Consider the following 19,866-nt stretch of genomic DNA (forward strand, 5'->3'; position numbering starts at 1 on the left):
TGTGAAGTACTTCACAAGCGAACGAGCTAAGAGGAACGCTGTGACCGACTCCACCCGACACGCAGACGTCATCGTCGTCGGGGCCGGGCCCGCCGGATCATCGACCGCCTACTGGCTGGCCCAGGCCGGCCTGGATGTGCTGCTCCTGGAGAAGGCCACGTTCCCGCGCGACAAGATCTGCGGAGACGGCCTCACCCCCCGCGCCGTGCGGGCGCTCATCTCCATGGGCGTGGACATCGACGCCCCCGGCTGGAGCCGGAACAAGGGCCTGCGCATCTACGGCGGCGGCGTCAAGGTCGAGCTGCCCTGGCCGGAACTTGCCAGCTTCCCCGACTTCGGCCTGGTCCGCACCCGGATGGACCTGGACCAGCTGCTCGCCGAGCACGCCGCCCGCGCCGGCGCCCGCCTGCTGCAGGGCTGCAACGTCACCGGCCCGATCCTGGACGAGCGCACCGACCGCATCACCGGCGTCACCGCCAAGCACCAGGGCGAGGACGTGGAGTTCCACGCCCCGCTCGTCGTCGCCGCCGACGGCAACTCCACCCGGCTGTCGCTGGCCATGGGCCTGCAGCGCCGCGAGGACCGGCCGATGGGCGTGGCGGTCCGCCGCTACTACAAGAGCCCCCGCCACACCGACGACTACATGGAGGCGTGGCTGGAGCTGTGGGACGGGCAGCGGCTGCTGCCCGGCTACGGCTGGGTCTTCCCCGTCGCCGACGGCACCTGCAACGTCGGCCTCGGCCTGCTCAACACCAGCAAGTCGTTCCAGAACGTCGACTACCGCGGCATGCTCAAGGGCTGGACGTCCACCATGCCCGAGGACTGGTGCTTCGACGAGGAGCACGCGACCGGCCCGACCCGGGGCGCGGCGCTGCCGATGGGCTTCAACCGGCAGCCGCACTACACCCGCGGCATGCTGCTCGTCGGCGACGCCGGCGGCATGATCAACCCCTTCAACGGCGAGGGCATCGACTACGCGCTGGAGTCCGGCCGGCTGGCCGCCGACATCATGGTGCAGGCGCTGGCGCGCCGCACCCCGGCGCAGCGCGAGCGGACCCTGTACGAGTACCCGCGCATCCTCAAGGACGAGCACGGCGGCTACTTCACGCTGGCCCGCGTGTTCGTGCAGGCCATCGGCGACCCCCGGGTGATGAAGTTCCTCACCGCGCACGGCCTGCCGCACCCCACGCTGATGCGGTTCACCCTGAAGCTGCTGGCCAACCTCACCGACCCTCGCGGCGGTGACGCGATGGACCGCATCATCAACGCCATGCAGAAGGTGGCGCCCGCCGCTTAATCGACCCCCTGAGGGGAGTGCTATTGATCACCTTGGCTAGGGTGACGACCCGCGTTCGTGACCGAGGTCACGAGGGCGGTCGCGTCACCGTGGCGCGTCCGTCCGGCGCCGCGCACCGCCCCGTGCGCGGCCCGGGACGCGTCTCGTACAACGTCGTACGTTCCGAGGAGAGGCGATAGGGACGATGGATCTCTATATCCCGATCATCGTGCTGGGAGCGCTGGCCTTCCTGTTCGCGGCCGGCTCGGTGGCGATGGCCTCCATGACCGGTCCCAAGCGGTGGAACCGGGCCAGGCTGGACGCCTACGAGTGCGGCATCGAGCCGACCCCGCAGCCGGTGGGCGGCGGGCGCTTCCCGATCAAGTACTACCTCACGGCGATGCTGTTCATCGTCTTCGACATTGAGATCATCTTCCTTTATCCCTGGGCGGTCGCCTTCGACCACCTGGGGATTTTCGGTCTGGTGGAGATGGTCCTTTTCATCCTCACCGTGCTGGTGGCGTACGCCTACATCTGGCGGCGCGGTGGTCTGGAGTGGGACTGAGATGGGTCTAGAGGAGAAACTCCCCAGCGGGTTCCTGCTGACGACGGTCGAGCAGGTCGCCGGATGGGCGCGCAAGAGCTCGGTGTGGCCCGCCACGTTCGGGCTCGCCTGCTGCGCGATCGAGATGATGGCGGCGGGCGACCCCCGGCACGACTTCGCCCGGTGGGGGATGGAGCGGGCGTCGGCGACGCCCCGGCAGGCCGACCTGATGATCGTCGCGGGCCGGGTGAGCCAGAAGATGGCGCCGGTGCTGCGCCAGATCTACGACCAGATGACCGAGCCCAAGTGGGTCATCGCGATGGGCGTGTGCGCCTCCTCGGGCGGCATGTTCAACAACTACGCGATCGTGCAGGGCGTGGACCACATCGTCCCGGTGGACATCTACCTGCCCGGCTGCCCGCCGCGGCCGGAGATGCTGCTGGACGCGATCATGAAGCTGCACGACAAGATCCAGAACACCAAGCTGGGCCCGCAGCGCGCCAAGCAGATCCAGGAGCTGGAAGAGGCCAAGCGCCGCCAGCTGCCGCTGCTGGGACAGGGGACGATCTGATGAGCGAGACGCAGGCGCGCGGCGCGCGCTGGACTGAGGAGCCTGCGACGAGGGAAGCGCGTGCCGTAAAGCGCGCCGGAGTCGAGCGGGGGGCGCTGTTGAGCGAGACGCAGGCGCGCGGCGCGCGCTGGACTGAGGAGCCTGCGACGAGGGAAGCGCGTGCCGTAAAGCGCGCCGGAGTCGAGCGGGGGGCGCTGTGACTTCTCAGAATCCCGAGCAGGCGGCGGAGCAGGCCGCCGACCGCCTTCCGGCGGCGACGGAGGAGGAGCGGCAGGAGCAGCCGGTCGTCCGCATGGGCATGTTCGGCGCCAAGACCACCGGCGACACCTCCGGCTACGGCGGTCTTGTCGTCCGGCAGCGGCCGAAGGTGTCGTCCGAGCGGCCCTACGGCGGCCCGGACGGCGCGGCCGAGGCGGGCGAGTTCGACGCCGTCGCCGACGCGCTGGAGCAGGCCCTGCCCGGCTTCGGCGACGCGGTCGAGCGCGTCGTGACCGACCGCGGCGAGATCACCTTCCACGTCCGCCGCGAGCGCCTCCCCGAGGTCGCGCGGACCCTGCGCGACCAGCCCGACCTGCGGTTCGAGCTGTGCACCGGGGTGTCGGGCGTGCACTACCCGCAGGACACCGGCGCCGAGCTGCACGCCGTCTACCACCTGCTGTCGATCACCCACAACCGGCGGATCCGGCTGGAGGTGAGCTGCCCCGACGCCGACCCGCACATCCCGTCGGTCGTCGAGGTGTACCCGACCAACGACTGGCACGAGCGCGAGACCTACGACTTCTTCGGGATCGTGTTCGACGGCCACCCGGCGCTCACCCGCATCGAGATGCCGGACGACTGGGTCGGGCACCCGCAGCGCAAGGACTACCCCCTCGGCGGCATCCCCGTCGAGTACCGAGGTGCGGAGATCCCGCCGCCGGACCAGCGGAGGTCGTACACGTGAGCCCCTCCACCAAGTACACCGAATACGACGCCTACGCCGCCGACGAGGCGGCCGAGGGCAAGGTCTTCGACGTCAACGGGCAGGACTGGGACCAGGTCGTCGCCGGCGCCGCCGACGGCGGCGACGAGCGCCTGGTCGTCAACATGGGCCCGCAGCACCCGTCCACGCACGGCGTGCTGCGCCTCATCCTCACCCTCGACGGCGAGACGGTGACCGAGTGCCGGGTCGGCATCGGCTACCTGCACACCGGCATCGAGAAGAACATGGAGTTCCGCACCTGGACGCAGGGCACCACGTTCTGCACCCGGATGGACTACCTGGCGCCGATCTTCAACGAGACGGCGTACTGCCTCGGCGTGGAGAGGCTGCTCGGCATCACCGACCAGATCCCCGAGCGGGCCCAGATCATCCGGGTGATGATGATGGAGCTCAACCGGATCTCCTCGCACCTGGTCGCGATCGCCACGTTCGGCCTGGAGCTCGGCGCGACGACGGTGATGCTGAACGGCTTCATCGAGCGCGAGTACACCCTCGACCTGTTCGAGGAGATCACCGGCCTGCGGATGAACATGGCCTACGTCCGGCCGGGCGGCGTCGCGCAGGACCTGCCGAGCGGCGCGCTCAGCAAGCTGCGCGACTACCTGGACCGGATGCCGAAGCGGTTCCAGGCGATGCGCAAGCTGATGGACGACAACCCCGTCTACAAGGCGCGCACCGTCGACGTGGCCTACCTGGACCTCACCGGGTGCATGGCGCTCGGGATCACCGGCCCGGTGCTGCGCGCGACGGGGCTGCCGTGGGACCTGCGCAAGTCGCAGCCCTACTGCGGCTACGAGACCTACGACTTCGAGGTCGCCACGCAGACCACCTCCGACGTCTACGGCCGCTACCTGGTCCGGATGAAGGAGATGGAGGAGTCCCTGAAGATCGTCGAGCAGTGCGTGGAGCGGCTGCAGACGGTCAAGGGCCCGGTGATGATCGAGGACAAGAAGATCGGCTGGCCGGCGCAGCTGGCCATCGGCGCGGACGGCATGGGCAACTCGCCCCGGCACATCGCGCACATCATGGGCACCTCGATGGAGGCCCTCATCCACCACTTCAAGCTGGTGACCGAGGGGTTCCGGGTGCCGGCCGGGCAGGCGTACGCGGCGATCGAGTCGCCGCGCGGCGAGCTCGGCGTGCACGTGGTGTCCGACGGCGGGACCCGCCCCTACCGGGTGCACTTCCGCGACCCGTCGTTCACCAACCTGCAGGCGGCCCCCGCGATGGCCGAGGGCGGCATGATCGCCGACGTCATCGCCGCGGTCGCCAGCATCGACCCGGTTATGGGAGGCGTGGACCGATGACCGATCAGCTGCATCAGATCGAAGGTCCCTACGCGGGCACCGAGCCCTACGACCTGGAGACGCGCGCGCGCCTCGAGCGGGACGCCAAGGAGATCATCGCCCGCTACCCCAAGACGCGGTCGGCGCTGCTGCCGATGCTGCACCTGGTGCAGTCCGAGGACGGGCACATCACCCGGCGCGGCATCGACCTGTGCGCCGAGCTGCTCGGCATCACGCCCGCGCAGGTCACCGGCGTGGCGACGTTCTACACCCAGTACAAGCGCGAGCCGGTCGGGGAGTACCACGTCGGCGTCTGCATCAACACGCTGTGCGCGGTGATGGGCGGCGACCAGATCTGGGCGGAGCTGTCCGCGCACACCGGTGTCGGCCACGACGAGACCACGCCGGACGGCAAGGTCTCGCTGGAGCGCATCGAGTGCAACGCGGCCTGCGACTTCGCCCCCGTCATGACGGTGAACTGGGAGTTCTTCGACAACATGACGCCGGCCAAGGCCAAGGAGCTGGTCGACGACCTGCGCTCGAGTAAGGAAGTGCTTCCTTCTCGCGGGCCGAACGGGCTGTGCACCTGGAAGCAGGCGTCGCGGGTGCTCGCCGGCTTCCCCGACGGCCGCGCCCACGAGGGCGTGCAGGCCGGACCGGAGTCGCTGCGCGGGCTGGAGCTGGCCAAGGAGCGCGGCTGGGAGGCCCCGCCTTCCAACGGCACTGGCGCGGGGCGGGTCGGGCCGGACGAGCCCGTCCAGGCCGGCGAGGTCACCGACCCGCCGCCGAACGAGCCGGGCGAGCCCATCGGCGGCGACGTCAAGCCGGGCAGCCAGGAGGGGAAGAACCAGTGACCACGCTGACCCCGATCCTCACCAAGAACTGGGATCAGGCCGACTCCTTCACCCGCGCCGGGTACGAGCGCGAGGGCGGCTACCAGGCGCTGCGCACCGCGCTCGGCATGGACCCCGACGCGATCGTGCAGGCCGTCAAGGACTCCGGGCTGCGCGGCCGCGGCGGCGCGGGCTTCCCCACCGGCATGAAGTGGGGGTTCCTGCCGCCGTCCAGCCCGAACCCGCGGTACCTGGTCGTCAACGCCGACGAGTCCGAGCCGGGCACGTGCAAGGACATCCCGCTGATGATGGCCAACCCGCACGTGCTGGTCGAGGGCGTCATCATCAGCGCCTACGCGATCAAGTCCAACCACGCGTTCATCTACGTGCGCGGCGAGGTGCTGCACGTCATCCGCCGCCTGCAGCGGGCGGTCGCCGAGGCGTACGAGGCCGGCTACCTCGGGCAGGACATCCTGGGCTCCGGCTACGACCTGGAACTGGTCGTGCACACCGGCGCCGGGGCCTACATCTGCGGCGAGGAGACGGCGCTGCTGGACTCCCTGGAGGGGTACCGCGGTCAGCCCAGGCTGAAGCCCCCCTTCCCGGCGGTCGCGGGACTCTACGGCGGTCCCACCGTCATCAACAACGTCGAGTCGATCGCCTCGGTTCCCTCGATCGTGGCCAACGGGGCGGACTGGTTCGCCGCGATGGGCACCGAGAAGTCGCAGGGGTTCGGGATCTTCTCGCTGTCGGGCCACGTGACCCGGCCCGGCCAGTACGAGGCGCCGCTCGGCATCACGCTGCGCGAGCTGCTGGACATGGCGGGCGGGATCCGCGAGGGGCACCGGCTGAAGTTCTGGACGCCGGGCGGCTCGTCCACCCCGCTGTTCACCGACGAGCACCTGGACGTGCCGCTGGACTTCGAGTCGGTCGGCGCGGCCGGGTCGATGCTCGGCACCCGCGCCCTGCAGATCTTCGACGAGACGACCTGCGTGGTGCGGGCCGTCCTACGCTGGTCGGAGTTCTACGCGCACGAGTCGTGCGGCAAGTGCACGCCGTGCCGCGAAGGCACCTACTGGTACAAGAAGATGCTGAAGCGGCTGGAGGCCGGGCAGGGCAGCGAGGAGGACCTCGACACCCTGCTGGACCTGTCCGACAACATCCTCGGCCGCTCGTTCTGCGCGCTCGGCGACGGCGCGACGAGCCCGGTGGTGTCGTCGATCAAGCTCTTCCGCGACGAGTACATCGCCCACTTCGAGCAGGGCGGCTGCCCGTTCGACCCGGCGAAGTCCACCCTCTGGGCAGGTGCCAAGTGACCGTCACCGACAACACTCCCAAGACCGAGCAGGTCGAGATGGTCCAGGTGACCATCGACGGGTTCGAGGTCGAGGTGCCCAAGGGCACCCTGATCATCCGGGCCGCCGAGCTGCTCGGCATCCAGATCCCCAGGTTCTGCGACCATCCGCTGCTGGACCCGGTCGGGGCCTGCCGCCAGTGCCTGGTGGAGATCCCCGACGCCGGCAACGGCCGCGGGATGCCCAAGCCGGCGGCGTCGTGCACCACCACGGTGATGCCGGGCATGGTCATCAAGACCCAGCTCACCTCCCCGGTCGCCGACAAGGCCCAGCACGGCGTGATGGAGCTGCTGCTCATCAACCACCCGCTGGACTGCCCGGTCTGCGACAAGGGCGGCGAGTGCCCGCTGCAGAACCAGGCGATGTCCAACGGGCGCGGCGAGTCGCGGTTCGCCGAGACCAAGCGGACCTTCCCCAAGCCGCTGCCGCTGTCGACCGGGGTGCTGCTGGACCGCGAGCGCTGCATCCAGTGCGCCCGCTGCACCCGCTTCTCCGACCAGATCGCCGGGGACGCGTTCATCGACCTGCTGGAGCGCGGCGCCAAGGAGCAGGTCGGCATCGCCGACGGCAAGCCGTTCCAGTCCTACTTCTCCGGCAACACCGTGCAGATCTGCCCGGTGGGCGCGCTGACCGGGTCGGCCTACCGGTTCCGGTCGCGGCCGTTCGACCTGGTGTCGCAGCCGAGCACCTGCGAGCACTGCGCGTCGGGCTGCGCGCTGCGCACCGACCACCGGCGCGGCAAGGTCACCCGCCGCCTGGCGGGCGACGACCCGCAGGTGAACGAGGAGTGGAACTGCGACAAGGGCCGGTGGGCGTTCACCTACGCCACCCAGCCCGACCGGCTCACCCAGCCGCTGGTCCGCAACGAGCGGGGCGAGCTGGAGCCGGCGTCGTGGCCCGAGGCGCTCGCCGCCGCCGCGCGCGGCCTGGCGGGGGCGCGCGGCCGGGCCGGCGTCCTCACCGGCGGGCGGGTGACGCTGGAGGACGCCTACGCCTACGCCAAGTTCGCCAGGGTCGCGCTCGGCACCAACGACGTGGACTTCCGCGCGCGCGCCCACTCAGCCGAGGAGACGCAGTTCCTGGCCTCCGCGGTGGCGGGCCGCCCGATCGAGGTCACCTACGCCGACCTGGAGAAGGCGCCGGCGGTGCTGCTCGCGGGCCTGGAGCCCGAGGAGGAGTCGCCGATCGTCTTCCTGCGGCTGCGCAAGGCGTTCCGCAAGAAGGGCCTGAAGGTCTTCGCCGTCGCGCCGTTCGCGTCGCGCGGCCTGGCCAAGGTCGGCGGCACGCTGCTGCCGGCCCGGCCGGGCGACGAGGCCGAGGTGCTCGGCTCGATCATCGACGGCGGCGGGACCCGTGAGCTGCTGGAGACGCCCGGCGCGGTCATCCTCGTCGGCGAGCGGCTCGCGGCGGCGCCGGGCGCGCTGTCCAGCGTCGTCCGGCTCGCCCACATCACCGGCGCGCGCCTGGCCTGGGTGCCGCGCCGGGCGGGGGAGCGCGGCGCGCTGGAGGCCGGGGCGCTGCCCGGGCTGCTGCCGGTCGGCCGCCCGGTGACCGACCCGGCCGCCCGCGCGGAGGTCGCGCGGGTCTGGGGCGTCGCCGAGCTGCCCGCCGGGCCGGGCGAGGACGCCGCCGGCATCCTCGCCGCCGCCGCCCGCGGCGAGCGGGCCGCGCTGCTGGTCGGCGGCGTGGACCCCTACGACATGCCCGATCCGGGCGCGGTGCTGGCGGCGCTGGACGCGACGCCGTTCATCGTCAGCCTGGAGCAGCGGCCGAGCGCGGTCACCGACCGCGCCGACGTGGTGCTGCCGGTCGCGGCCGTCGCCGAGAAGGCCGGCACGTTCGTCGACTGGGAGGGCCGCGGCCGCCCGTTCGACGCCGCGCTGAAGTCCACCGGCCGGATGGCCGACCTGCGGGTGCTGGACGCGCTGGCCGGCGAGATGGACGTCCACCTCGGCCTGCCCGGGCCCGAGGCGGCGCGCCGCGAGCTCGCCGAGCTCGGCGTGTACCGCGGCGAGCGGCCGGCCGCGCCGGGCACCGCGCAGGGCCACCGGCCCGAGCCGGGGCCGGGCCAGGCGCTCGTGGCCACCTGGCGGCTGCTCCTGGACCGGGGCCGGCTGCAGGACGGCGAGCCCTACCTGGCCGGCACCGCCAAGCCCGCCCTCGCCCGGCTGTCGCCCGCGACCGCCGCCGAGATCGGCGCGACGGACGCGGTCACGGTCACCGGCCCGCGCGGCGCGGTCACGCTCCCGCTGGAGATCACGCCGGACCTGACGGACCGGACCGTGTGGCTGCCCGCCAACTCGGCGGGCGCCGCGCTGTACCGCGACCTCGGCGCGACCGCCGCGAGCATCGTAGAGATCTCCGCCGCCGCCGGGCCCGTGACGGAGGAACCCGTCGCCGACCGCGCCGCGGCCGAGGACTTCGAGGTTGGAGGCACCGAATGAGTCTGCTCGCCTACGCGCCCGCGCCCTCGGATCCGACGCTGTCGGCGTTCGGCAAGGACCCGTGGTGGCTGATCGGCGGCAAGGTCCTCGCCATCTTCGTGTTCCTGGTGCTGACCGTGCTGATGTCGATGTGGGTGGAGCGCCGCGTCATCAGCCGGATGCAGCTGCGCGTCGGCCCGAACCGCTGCGGCCCGTTCGGGCTGCTGCAGGGCCTCGCCGACGGCGTGAAGCTGGCGCTGAAGGAGGACATCGTCCCGCGCCAGGTCGACAAGATCGTCTTCGTGCTGGCGCCGGTGGTGTCGGCGGTGCCGGCGTTCATCTCCTTCATCATCATCCCGTTCGGGCCGACGGTGTCGGTCTTCGGCCACCACACCGCGCTGCAGGGCACCGACCTGCCGGTCGCGGTGCTGCTGGTGCTGGCGATGTCCTCGATGGGCGTCTACGGCATCGTGCTGGCCGGCTGGTCGTCGATGTCGCCCTACTCGCTGCTCGGCGGGCTCCGCTCGTCCGCGCAGGTGATCTCCTACGAGATCGCGATGGGGCTGTCGTTCGTGGCGGTGTTCCTGTACGCCGGGACGATGTCGACGACCGGCATCGTCAACGCCCAGACCGACACCTGGTTCGCGGTGCTGCTGCTGCCGTCGTTCCTGGTCTACGTCGTCACCATGATGGGCGAGTCCAACCGCATCCCGTTCGACCTGCCCGAGGGCGAGGGCGAGCTGGTCGGCGGCTTCCACACCGAGTACTCGTCGCTGAAGTTCGCGATGTTCTTCCTCGCCGAGTACATCAACCTGGCCACCCTGTCGGCCCTCGCCACCACGCTGTTCCTCGGCGGCTGGCGGGCCCCCGCGCCGATCTCCACGGTCTGGGCGGGCGCCAACAGCGGCTGGTGGCCGGTGCTGTGGTTCATGGTGAAGCTCTGGCTGTTCATCTTCTTCTTCATCTGGCTGCGCGGCTCGCTGCCGCGGGTCCGCTACGACCAGCTGATGAAGCTCGGCTGGAAGGTGCTGATGCCCTTCTCGCTCGGCTGGATCCTGCTGGTCGCCACGGTGCGCGCGCTGAAGAACGAGGGCTACGCCGTCCAGTCGATCTTCCTGTACGCCGCGATCGCGGCCGGCCTGGTCATCGCCGCGACCGTCGCCTGGGAGATGGGCCGGGGCGGCAAGAAGGACGGGCCCGAGCCCGAGCCCACCGGGACCGGCGCCGCGGACGCCGCGGCGGGCGGCTTCCCGGTGCCGCCGATGGACGCCCCGCACTACCACGGCCGGCCGGTGAGCGTGCCGGCTCCGCGCCCGACCGAAGCGTCCCCCAAGGAGGTCGCAAGTGGGATTCACTGACTTCCTGAACCCGGTCAAGGGGTTCGGGGTCTCGTTCCACCAGATGTTCATGAAGAGCGAGACCGTCCAGTACCCCGAGGTGAAGAAGCCGACGGCGCCGCGCTTCCACGGCCGGCACCAGCTGAACCGGTGGCCGGACGGGCTGGAGAAGTGCGTCGGGTGCGAGCTGTGCGCCTGGGCGTGCCCGGCCGACGCCATCTTCGTCGAGGGCGCCGACAACTCCGCGGACGAGCGCTACTCGCCCGGGGAGCGCTACGGCCGCGTCTACCAGATCAACTACCTGCGGTGCATCCTGTGCGGCCTCTGCATCGAGGCCTGCCCGACCCGGGCGCTCACGATGACCAACGAGTACGAGCTCGCCGACGACAGCCGGGAGAGCCTCATCTACACCAAGGACATGCTGCTCGCGCCGCTGCGCGAGGGCATGGAGGCGCCGCCGCACGCGATGCGGCTCGGCGACACCGAAGAGGAGTACTACCGCCTCGGCCTCACGCCCGATTCCCCCGAGGGGGGGCGACCCCCCGCACCCCCCGAAGAGGCGGAGGGGCGGCTTCGCCGGTCGGCGCCCGAAGAGGGAGGTGACCGCAAGTGACCGCGCACGTGATCGCCGGCCAGGTGGCCGACGCCCAGCCCGGCGAGGCGTTCATCTTCTGGCTGCTGGCCGTGGTGTCGGTCTGCGCCGCCCTCGGCATGATCTTCATGCGGCGGGCGGTGCACTCGGCGCTGCTGCTCGCGGTGGTGATGCTGTCGCTGGCCGCGCTGTACGCGGTGCAGGACGCGCCGTTCCTGGCGTTCGTCCAGGTCATCGTGTACACCGGCGCGGTGCTGATGCTGTTCCTGTTCGTGCTGATGCTGGTCGGCGTCAGCTCCACCGACTCGCTGGTGGAGACGATCCGGGGCCAGCGCCTGTGGGGCGCGGTCGCCGCGCTCGGCTTCCTGGTGCTGCTCGCCGCCGGGTTCGGCAACGCCGCGCTCGGCGACTCGGCCGGCCTGAAGCAGGCCAACGCCGAGGGCAACGTCATCGGCCTGGCCCGGCTGCTGTTCACCCAGTACGTGTTCGCGTTCGAGGTGACCAGCGCGTTGCTGATCACCGCGGCGCTCGGCGCGATGGTGCTGGCGCACCGCGAGCGCACCACGCCGAAGCCGACGCAGAAGGACCTGTCGGTCAAGCGGTTCAAGAGCGCCGCGCACCCGGGCCCGCTGCCCGGCCCCGGCACCTACGCCCGGCACAACGCGGTCGACATGCCCGCGCTGCTGCCGGACGGCACCCCGTCGGAGCTGTCGGTCAACCCCGTCATCGCGGCGCGCGCCGACACCGCCTCCCGGCACACCGACCTGTACGGCGAGTCCGAGGGCGACGCGGTCACCGCGGACGTGGCGGCGGTGCAGGCCGCCACGGGGCGGGCCGAGGGCGCGGACGCCGAGGGCCGGGCGGTCGTCCGTTCCACCGGCATCTCTGAAGGCGAGGCCGAGCGATGAGCCCGGGACACTACCTGGCGCTGTCGGCGATCCTGTTCACCATCGGCGGCCTCGGCGTGCTCGTGCGCCGCAACGCGATCGTGGTGTTCATGTGCGTCGAGCTGATGCTGAACGCCACCAACCTGGCGTTCGTCACCTTCGCCCGCATGCACGGCAAGCTCGACGGCCAGATCATCGCGTTCTTCGTGATGGTGGTGGCCGCGGCGGAGGTCGTGGTCGGCCTGGCGATCATCATGACCATCTTCCGGACCCGCAGGTCCTCGTCGGTCGACGACGCGAACCTGCTGAAGTACTGAGAGGCAGGGAATGAAAGCGGAAGGCATCCAGGCCGCGTCCTGGCTTCTGATCGCCCTGCCGCTCGCGGGCGCGGCGATCCTGCTGCTCGGCGGCCGGCGCACCGACAGATGGGGTCATCTGCTCGGCGTCACGGCGTCGGCGGCCTCGTTCGTGGTCGGCGTCGCGATGTTCGCGCAGATGCTCGGGTACGACGCCGAGGAGCGGCGCCGCACCCTGCACCTGTGGGACTTCATCGACGCCGGCGTGGTCAAGGTCGGCGCGGACCTGCTGGTGGACCCGCTGTCCATCAGCTTCGTCCTGCTGATCACCGGCGTGGGCACGCTCATCCACGTCTACTCCATCGGCTACATGGCGCACGACCCGGACCGGCGCCGGTTCTTCGCCTACCTGAACCTGTTCGTCGCGGCGATGCTGACGCTGGTCCTCGGCGGCAACTACGTGATCACCTTCCTCGGCTGGGAGGGCGTCGGCCTGGCGTCCTACCTGCTGATCGGGTTCTGGCAGTACAAGCCGACCGCGGCGACCGCGGCCAAGAAGGCGTTCGTGGTCAACCGCGTCGGCGACCTCGGCTTCCTGACCGCGCTGATGCTGATGTTCGCGGTGTTCGGCACCGCCGGGTTCGACCAGATCCTCGGCACCGGCGCCGAGCACGTCGGCGCCGCCGCCAAGCTGTCGTCGGGCACCGCGACCGCGCTCGGCCTGCTGCTCCTGCTCGGCGCGTGCGGCAAGTCCGCGCAGCTGCCGCTGCAGTCGTGGCTGCTGGACGCGATGGAGGGCCCGACCCCGGTGTCGGCGCTCATCCACGCCGCGACGATGGTGACCGCGGGCGTGTACCTCATCGTCCGCTCCGCGGCGATCTTCGAGATGTCGCACACGGCGCAGCTGGTGGTGACGATCGTCGGCGCGGCCACGCTGCTGGCCGGTGCGGTCATCGGGTGCGGCAAGGACGACATCAAGAAGGCCCTGGCCGGCTCGACGATGTCGCAGATCGGCTACATGCACCTGGCCGCCGGGCTCGGCAAGACCGGGTACGTCTTCGCCATCGCGCACCTGATCGCGCACGGCTTCTTCAAGGCGGGCCTGTTCCTCGGCGCCGGCTCGGTCATGCACGGCATGAACGACGACGTGAACATGCGCCACTACGGCGGCCTGCGCAAGATGATGGTCCTCACCTGGGCCACGTTCGGGCTCGGCTACCTGGCCATCATCGGGTTCCCGTTCCTGTCGGGCTGGTTCACCAAGGACGGCATCATCGAGGCCGCGTTCGAGAAGGGCGGCACCTCGGGGAGCATCCTCGGGGCGTGCGCGCTGATCGGCGCGGGCATCACCGCGTACTACATGTCGCGGGTGATGTTCATGACCTTCTACGGCGAGAAGCGCTGGGAGGAGGGCGTGCACCCGCACGAGTCGCCGAAGGTGATGACGGTCCCGCTGATCCTGCTGTCGTTCGGCTCGGTGTTCGCCGGCGGGTTCCTGGTGCTCGGCGGCTTCGCCGACTTCCTCGCCCCGGTCGTGGGCGAGCCCGAGCACCACGAGTTCAAGTTCATCACGGTCCCCGGCATCGCGACCTTCGTCCTGATGGTCCTCGGCGCCGGCATCGCGTGGCGCCAGTACGGCGCCCGCCCGGTGCCGACGACGGCGCCGAAGGGCTCGTTCGTCACCGTCGCGGCCCGCAAGGACCTGTACGGGGACGCGCTGAACGAGTCGCTGCTGATGCGTCCCGGCCAGTGGCTGACCCGCCTGGCGGTCTGGTTCGACAACCGGGGCGTCGACGGCGCCGTCAACGGCCTGGCGGCCGGCATCGGCGGCACCTCCGGCCGTGTCCGGCGGATCCAGACGGGCTTCGTCAGGTCCTATGCCCTTTCCATGTTCTTCGGCGCCGCGGTCATCGTGGCCGCTTTGCTGGCGGTGAACGTTTCGTGAACGCCCTTTCCATGCTGTGTCGAATCGGAGCCGCAGTCATCGTGGCCGCGCTCCTGGCGGTGAACGTCTCGTGAACGACTTCCCCTGGCTGTCCGTACTGATCGCGCTGCCGCTCGTCGGCGCGCTCGTGGTGGCCCTGCTGCCAAGCGCGCGCGAGACGCTCGCCAAGCAGGTCACGCTCGGTGTCTCCGTCGTCGTCGCGGCGCTCGCGCTGGTGATGACGTCGCAGTTCGACACCGGCGGCGCGCGCTTCCAGTTCGAAGAGAAGTACTGGTGGATCAAGCAGTTCGGCGTGCACTGGGCCGTCGGCGTCGACGGCATCGCGCTGACGCTGGTCGTGCTGTCGGTGATCCTGGTGCCGCTGGTGGTGCTCGCCTCCTGGGACGAGGCCGGCCGCTCCGGCGGCGTCGACGTCCCGGCCAGGCGCTCCGCCAAGACCTACTTCGCGCTGCTCCTCGGCCTCGAGGCGACGATGATCGGCGTCTTCGCGGCGACCGACGTCTTCCTGTTCTACGTCTTCTTCGAGGCGATGCTCATCCCGGTGTACTTCATCATCGGCTACTACGGGGGCGCGCAGCGCTCCTACGCCGCGGTGAAGTTCCTGCTGTACTCGCTGTTCGGCGGGCTGCTGATGCTGGTCGCCGTCATCTGGCTGTACCCGCTGTCGGCCAAGGCGCCGAGCGCGGGCGGCGTCGGCCACGGCACCTTCCTGTTCAGCGAGCTCAGCACCATGCACATCGAGCCGACCACGGCCCGGTGGCTGTTCCTCGGCTTCTTCGTCGCCTTCGCGATCAAGGCGCCGATGGTGCCGGTGCACACCTGGCTGCCCGACGCCGCGGCGCAGTCCCCGGCGGGCGCGCTGGTGCTCGTCGTCGGCGTGCTGGACAAGGTCGGCACCTACGGCATGCTCCGGTTCTGCCTGGAGCTGTTCCCCGGCGCCGCCAAGTGGGCGACGCCGGTCGTGCTCGCCCTCGCGGTGGTCAGCATCATCTACGGCGCGGTCCTGGCGATCGGCCAGGTCGACCTGAAGCGGCTGGTCGCCTACACCTCGGTGTCGCACTTCGGGTTCATCGTGCTCGGCATCTTCGCGATGACGACCGCGGGCCAGTCCGGCGCCGCGCTGTACATGATCAACCACGGGTTCTCCACCGGCGCGCTGTTCCTCATCGTCGGCTTCATGATCGTGCGCCGCCGGTCGGCGCGGATCGCCGACTTCGGCGGCGTGCAGAAGATCGCCCCGGTGCTCGCCGGGACGTTCCTGGTGGCCGGCCTGTCCGGGCTGTCGCTGCCCGGCCTCGCGCCGTTCGTGTCGGAGTTCATGGTGTTCACCGGCACCTTCGAGCGGTACCGGGTGCCCGCGGTGATCGCCACCATCGGCATCGTGCTGGCCGCGATCTACATCCTGTGGACCTACCAGCGCACCATGGGCGGCCCCGCCGCCGAACCGGTGCGGGCCATGCCGGACCTGTCGGCCCGGGAGAAGCTCGCCGTCGCGCCGATCATCGCGATCATCGTGGCGATGGGCTTCTTCCCGCAGCCGGTGCTGGACGTGATCAATCCCTCGGTGAAGCAGACGATGGTCCGGCTGGACCGGCACGACCCGGCCCCCAAGATCAACGTCGCGGAGAACGGAGCGCGCCCATGACCGCGAGAGTCGTCCTGGCGCAGGGGGCCGACATCCCGGCCCCGCACATCGAGTACGGCCAGCTCGCGCCGATGCTGCTGGTGTTCGGCGTCGCCATCGCCGGTGTGCTGGTCGAGGCGTTCGTCGGCCGGTCCGGCCGGTACCGCGCCCAGGTGCCGCTGGCCGCGCTCGGCCTGCTCGGCGCGTTCGTCTGGACGATCTACCTGGCGGCGCAGGACAAGCCGTTCCACGTCGCCGCCGAGGGCGCGATCGGCGTGGACGGCCCCACCCTGTTCCTGCAGGGCACCATCCTGGTGCTGGCGCTGATCAGCCTGCTGCTGGTCGCCGAGCGGCGGCAGCCGAGCTTCGCCGCGCAGGCGTCCGCGCTGCCCGGCAGCGAGGCCGAGCAGGACGCGATGGCGGCCGGGTTCACCCAGACCGAGGTGTTCCCGCTGATGATGTTCGCGGTCGGCGGGATGCTGATGTTCCCGGCGTCCAACGACCTGCTCACCATGTTCGTCGCACTGGAGGTCATGTCGCTGCCGCTGTACCTGCTGTGCGGCCTGGCCCGCCGGCGGCGGCTGCTGTCGCAGGAGGCGGCGGTCAAGTACTTCCTGCTCGGCGCGTTCTCCTCGGCGTTCTTCCTCTACGGGACGGCGCTGCTGTACGGCTACGCCGGGTCGGTCCGCCTCGGCGCGATCTCCGCGCAGCTCAGCAAGGACGCCGGCAGCGACACGCTGCTGCTCGCCGGCGTCGCGCTGCTGTCGGTCGGGCTGCTGTTCAAGCTCGGCGCGGTGCCGTTCCACATGTGGAAGCCCGACGTCTACCAGGGCGCCCCGACCCCGATCACCGCGCTGATGGCGTCGTGCACCCTGGTCGCGGCGTTCGGCGCGATGCTGCGGGTCTACTACGTGGCGCTGGAGAACCTCCGGTGGGACTGGCGGCCCGCGATGTGGGGCGTGGCGATCCTCACCATGGTCGCCGGCGCCGTCATCGCGATCACCCAGACCGACCTGAAGCGGATGCTGGCCTACTCCTCGGTCGCGCACGCGGGGTTCCTGCTCACCGGCGTCGTGGCCACCTCCCGCGACGGCCTGTCGGGCACCCTGTTCTACCTGGCCGCCTACGGCTTCACCACGATCGGCGCGTTCGCGGTGATCATGATGGTGCGGGACGCGGGCGGCGAGGCGGCGCACCTGTCGCGCTGGGCCGGCCTCGGCAAGCGCTCCCCGCTGGTGGCGGGGGTGTTCGCCTTCTTCCTGCTGGCGTTCGCCGGCATCCCGCTGACGAGCGGCTTCACCGGCAAGTTCGCGGTGTTCAAGGCCGCGATCGAGGGCGGCGCGACGCCGCTGGTGGTCGTCGGCGTGCTGTCGTCGGCGGTCGCGGCGTTCTTCTACGTCCGCGTCATCGTGGTGATGTTCTTCAGCGAGCCGGACGCCGACGGGCCGACCGTGGTGTCCGCCCCGGCGACCGCGGCTGCGGTCGCGCTCGGCGTGGCGGCTACTGTGGTACTCGGTGTGCTCCCCCAGCCCATGCTGGACCTCGCGGGGCATGCCGCGACGCAGATGTTCGTCCGGTAGGGGGTTTGGGTGAGTAGCGTTTCCGCTGCGGAGTTCGACGGCGGGCCTGTAGAGGCGACGGGCCCGTTCGGGCTGCCCATCGACGCCGGGCTCGCCGCCGACGCCCGCACCGCGCTCGCGGGGGTCGAGGCGCTGCTGCTCGACGCGGTCCGCAGCGAGGACCCGCTGCTCACCCAGGCGTCCAAGCACCTGGTCGAGGCGGGCGGCAAGCGTTTTCGCGCGATGCTGGTGGTGCTGGCCGCCCAGTTCGGCGACAAGACCGCCCCGGGCGTCGTCCCGGCGGCGGTCGTGGTCGAGTTGACCCACCTGGCCACGCTGTACCACGACGACGTGATGGACGAGGCGCCGGTGCGGCGCGGCCAGGAGTCGGCGAACGCGCGGTGGACCAACACCGTCGCGATCCTCACCGGCGACTACCTGTTCGCCCGCGCCTCGGACCTGCTGGCCGACCTCGGCCCCGAGGCGGTGCGCATCCAGGCCCGCGCGTTCGCGCGGCTGGTGCGCGGCCAGATCCAGGAGACGGTCGGCCCGGCCGCCGACGCCGACCCGCTGAAGCACTACCTGCAGGTCGTGGCGGACAAGACCGGCTCACTGATCGCGGTGTCGGGCCAGTTCGGCGCGCTGCTGGCCGGCGCCCCGCCGCACGTGGTCGACACCATCACCTCGGCCTGCGAGAAGATCGGCGTGGCGTTCCAGCTGTCGGACGACATCCTGGACATCACCTCCGACGCCGAGCAGTCCGGCAAGACCCCCGGCACCGACCTGCGCGAGGGCATCCGCACCCTGCCGATGCACCTGGTCCTGGCCGGCGCCGGCTCGGGCCCGGACGACGCCCGGCTGCGCGAGCTGCTGGACACCGACCTCACCGACGACGCCCTGCACGCCGAGGCGCTCGCGCTGCTGCGCGCGCACCCGGCGATGGACCAGGCCCGCGCGGACCTGCGCCGCTGGGCCGAGGACGCCCGCGCCGAGCTGATGACCCTGCCCGACATCCCGGCCCGCGCGGCCTTCACCGGCCTGTGCGACTACGTCGTCACCCGCACCGGCTGACACCAGAACGCAAGCGGAAGGGGAGCGCCTCCGGCGCTCCCCTTCCGCTTTCCCGCCGGTGTCAGCCCGCGAGAACGTCGTCGATGGTGGTGGCGGTGATCGCGCGCTCAGCCCACCGGGTGAGAGCGGCATCGCCGGCGTCGGCCATGATGCGGGCCATGACCTGTGCAGCGGCTTCCCGCGGAACTTCGATGCCCCTGGCGCGGAGCACCACGAACATCATTTCGGCGCAGCCTCTGGCATAGCCCTCGGCATGGCCTCTGGTGAAGGTCCCGGGGCTGAGGACGGGGTCGAGGACGTCGTCGATGGTGGTGGCGGTGAGGCTGCGGCTCAGCCACTGGTCGATGGTGGCCTCGTCGGTGCAGGCCATGATGTGGTCGGCGACGTCCTGAGGAACTTCGATGCCGCGCAACCGGAGCACCTTCAGCAACATTTCGGCCCTGCCGCTGGCCTCGCCCTTGGCGTAGGTTTCAGGGTTCAGGGCTTTGCCGAGGTCGGTCTGGTACGGGTAGATCTTCGTGCTCATCAGCAAACTCCACAGTTCGCCGGCGGCGGTGTCGCCGAGACCGGCCCGAGTGAATTCGGCGAGGAATCCGGCGGAATCGGTATCCAGGATGTTGAGCGCGTCGGCCAGCGCCTCCAGTATCGCATCCGCGTGTGCGGAGCGTGCGTGGGTGAGTGCGGAGAAGACGGCGAAGAAGACGTCGTCGGAGGCGTGCCGGGGGTCGGTGACGGCGGGGACGTTGCCGGGGCCGAGGGCGATGGGGCGGACCACCATGGCCGGCCACTTCTCGTGGCCGATCTTGATGGGGCGGCCGGCCCAGTCGGCGGTGGCCTTGTCGGAGCAGGTCACCAGCAGGGTCACCGGGCACTTGTACTTGTCGTGCAGGTAGGCGATGTAGTAGCACCAGCTCGAGTGCTTGCCCGGGTCCGGCCGGCCCTGCGACTCGACGATCATGATGTGATCGCCCTCGTCGCTCTCGGAGATCAGGACGGTGTCGGCGCGGCGCTCCAGCGGCTTCACCTCGGTGAGGTCGCAGTTGAGGACGCGCACGGCGCGCGGGGTGGGGAACTCCAGGCCCAGCAGGTGTTCCAGGGCCCGCCCGAACAGGGCGGTGTCCTCCCGGAAGAGCTGGTGGAGCGCCTCATGAGGGGATGAGACCATGCCCGAAGGTTGCCGAACGCGTTCGATCGGTGACAGCCGAACGGCAAAGTGCGGGTATAAGTCTGCTATGGCGGCGGGCAGGGAAAAGGGGGGCGCCGGAAGGCGCCCCCCTTTCCTCGT

At 70.8% G+C, this 19,866-nt stretch carries 17 protein-coding genes; 16 read left to right on the forward strand and 1 reads right to left on the reverse strand.

Annotated features, from left to right (window positions below):
- Positions 1-40: 40 nt before the first annotated feature.
- From ACRB68_RS20525 to ACRB68_RS20600, 16 genes are all read left to right on the forward strand, one after another.
- Positions 41-1,297 (forward strand): geranylgeranyl reductase family protein, encoded by a 1,257-nt coding sequence (locus ACRB68_RS20525; RefSeq protein WP_328594481.1) that lies wholly within the window; start codon positions 41-43, stop codon positions 1,295-1,297.
- A 184-nt stretch (positions 1,298-1,481) separates the two neighbouring features.
- A complete protein-coding gene (locus tag ACRB68_RS20530; protein ID WP_153534434.1) occupies positions 1,482-1,841 on the forward strand; it encodes an NADH-quinone oxidoreductase subunit A in 360 nt (119 codons plus the stop codon).
- A gap of 1 nt (position 1,842) precedes the next feature.
- Complete coding sequence (locus ACRB68_RS20535) at positions 1,843-2,391, forward strand: NuoB/complex I 20 kDa subunit family protein (protein ID WP_153534436.1); 549 nt, start codon at positions 1,843-1,845, stop codon at positions 2,389-2,391.
- Positions 2,392-2,587: 196 nt separating this feature from the next.
- Positions 2,588-3,334, forward strand: a complete 747-nt coding sequence (locus ACRB68_RS20540; protein ID WP_328594483.1) for an NADH-quinone oxidoreductase subunit C — start codon at positions 2,588-2,590, stop codon at positions 3,332-3,334.
- Positions 3,331-4,680, forward strand: coding sequence for an NADH-quinone oxidoreductase subunit D (locus ACRB68_RS20545; protein ID WP_328594484.1), 1,350 nt, complete (start codon positions 3,331-3,333; stop codon positions 4,678-4,680). The genes ACRB68_RS20540 and ACRB68_RS20545 overlap by 4 nt, the downstream gene beginning before the upstream one ends.
- Positions 4,677-5,513, forward strand: coding sequence for an NADH-quinone oxidoreductase subunit NuoE (gene nuoE, locus ACRB68_RS20550; RefSeq protein WP_153534438.1), 837 nt, complete (start codon positions 4,677-4,679; stop codon positions 5,511-5,513). The genes ACRB68_RS20545 and nuoE overlap by 4 nt, the downstream gene beginning before the upstream one ends.
- Positions 5,510-6,808 carry an NADH-quinone oxidoreductase subunit NuoF gene (gene nuoF, locus ACRB68_RS20555; RefSeq protein WP_328594485.1) on the forward strand — a complete coding sequence of 433 codons (1,299 nt, stop codon included), beginning with the start codon at positions 5,510-5,512 and terminating at the stop codon, positions 6,806-6,808. Before nuoE ends, nuoF begins: the two co-directional genes overlap by 4 nt.
- Positions 6,805-9,291, forward strand: coding sequence for an NADH-quinone oxidoreductase subunit G (locus ACRB68_RS20560; RefSeq protein ID WP_328594486.1), 2,487 nt, complete (start codon positions 6,805-6,807; stop codon positions 9,289-9,291). Before nuoF ends, ACRB68_RS20560 begins: the two co-directional genes overlap by 4 nt.
- Positions 9,288-10,628, forward strand: coding sequence for an NADH-quinone oxidoreductase subunit NuoH (gene nuoH / locus ACRB68_RS20565; protein ID WP_153534440.1), 1,341 nt, complete (start codon positions 9,288-9,290; stop codon positions 10,626-10,628). Before ACRB68_RS20560 ends, nuoH begins: the two co-directional genes overlap by 4 nt.
- On the forward strand, positions 10,615-11,220 hold the full coding sequence (nuoI, locus tag ACRB68_RS20570; RefSeq protein ID WP_328594487.1) for an NADH-quinone oxidoreductase subunit NuoI: 606 nt from the start codon (positions 10,615-10,617) through the stop codon (positions 11,218-11,220). The genes nuoH and nuoI overlap by 14 nt, the downstream gene beginning before the upstream one ends.
- On the forward strand, positions 11,217-12,107 hold the full coding sequence (locus ACRB68_RS20575; RefSeq protein ID WP_328594488.1) for an NADH-quinone oxidoreductase subunit J: 891 nt from the start codon (positions 11,217-11,219) through the stop codon (positions 12,105-12,107). The genes nuoI and ACRB68_RS20575 overlap by 4 nt, the downstream gene beginning before the upstream one ends.
- A complete protein-coding gene (gene nuoK / locus ACRB68_RS20580) occupies positions 12,104-12,403 on the forward strand; it encodes an NADH-quinone oxidoreductase subunit NuoK (protein WP_153534442.1) in 300 nt (99 codons plus the stop codon). Before ACRB68_RS20575 ends, nuoK begins: the two co-directional genes overlap by 4 nt.
- A 10-nt stretch (positions 12,404-12,413) precedes the next feature.
- Entirely contained in the window at positions 12,414-14,327 is a 1,914-nt protein-coding gene (gene nuoL, locus ACRB68_RS20585; protein WP_153534444.1) for an NADH-quinone oxidoreductase subunit L, read from the forward strand.
- A 70-nt stretch (positions 14,328-14,397) separates the two neighbouring features.
- The gene (locus ACRB68_RS20590; protein ID WP_328594489.1) at positions 14,398-15,972 is read left to right on the forward strand and encodes an NADH-quinone oxidoreductase subunit M; all 1,575 of its coding nucleotides are present in this window, start codon (positions 14,398-14,400) and stop codon (positions 15,970-15,972) included.
- Positions 15,969-17,531 (forward strand): NADH-quinone oxidoreductase subunit NuoN, encoded by a 1,563-nt coding sequence (nuoN, locus tag ACRB68_RS20595; RefSeq protein ID WP_153534446.1) that lies wholly within the window; start codon positions 15,969-15,971, stop codon positions 17,529-17,531. Before ACRB68_RS20590 ends, nuoN begins: the two co-directional genes overlap by 4 nt.
- A gap of 72 nt (positions 17,532-17,603) precedes the next feature.
- Positions 17,604-18,581 (forward strand): polyprenyl synthetase family protein, encoded by a 978-nt coding sequence (locus ACRB68_RS20600; RefSeq protein WP_153535240.1) that lies wholly within the window; start codon positions 17,604-17,606, stop codon positions 18,579-18,581.
- A 61-nt stretch (positions 18,582-18,642) separates the two neighbouring features.
- On the opposite strand, the gene ACRB68_RS20605 is transcribed toward ACRB68_RS20600, so the two are convergent.
- Positions 18,643-19,746, reverse strand: coding sequence for a hypothetical protein (locus tag ACRB68_RS20605; protein WP_153534448.1), 1,104 nt, complete (start codon positions 19,744-19,746; stop codon positions 18,643-18,645).
- Between the last annotated feature and the right edge of the window lie 120 nt (positions 19,747-19,866).

Origin of the sequence: Actinomadura macrotermitis (genome assembly GCF_009604375.1) — a bacterium.
GTDB classification, from domain to species: domain Bacteria; phylum Actinomycetota; class Actinomycetes; order Streptosporangiales; family Streptosporangiaceae; genus Spirillospora; species Spirillospora macrotermitis.

Coding starts and splice junctions, on each gene's coding strand:
- ACRB68_RS20530 (WP_153534434.1), top strand. CDS start 1,482: ATGGATCTCTATATCCCGATCATCGTGCTGGGAGCGCTGGCCTTCCTG.
- nuoH (WP_153534440.1), top strand. CDS start 9,288: ATGAGTCTGCTCGCCTACGCGCCCGCGCCCTCGGATCCGACGCTGTCG.
- ACRB68_RS20605 (WP_153534448.1), bottom strand. CDS start 19,746: ATGGTCTCATCCCCTCATGAGGCGCTCCACCAGCTCTTCCGGGAGGAC.
- nuoK (WP_153534442.1), top strand. CDS start 12,104: ATGAGCCCGGGACACTACCTGGCGCTGTCGGCGATCCTGTTCACCATC.
- nuoE (WP_153534438.1), top strand. CDS start 4,677: ATGACCGATCAGCTGCATCAGATCGAAGGTCCCTACGCGGGCACCGAG.
- nuoN (WP_153534446.1), top strand. CDS start 15,969: ATGACCGCGAGAGTCGTCCTGGCGCAGGGGGCCGACATCCCGGCCCCG.
- nuoL (WP_153534444.1), top strand. CDS start 12,414: ATGAAAGCGGAAGGCATCCAGGCCGCGTCCTGGCTTCTGATCGCCCTG.
- ACRB68_RS20535 (WP_153534436.1), top strand. CDS start 1,843: ATGGGTCTAGAGGAGAAACTCCCCAGCGGGTTCCTGCTGACGACGGTC.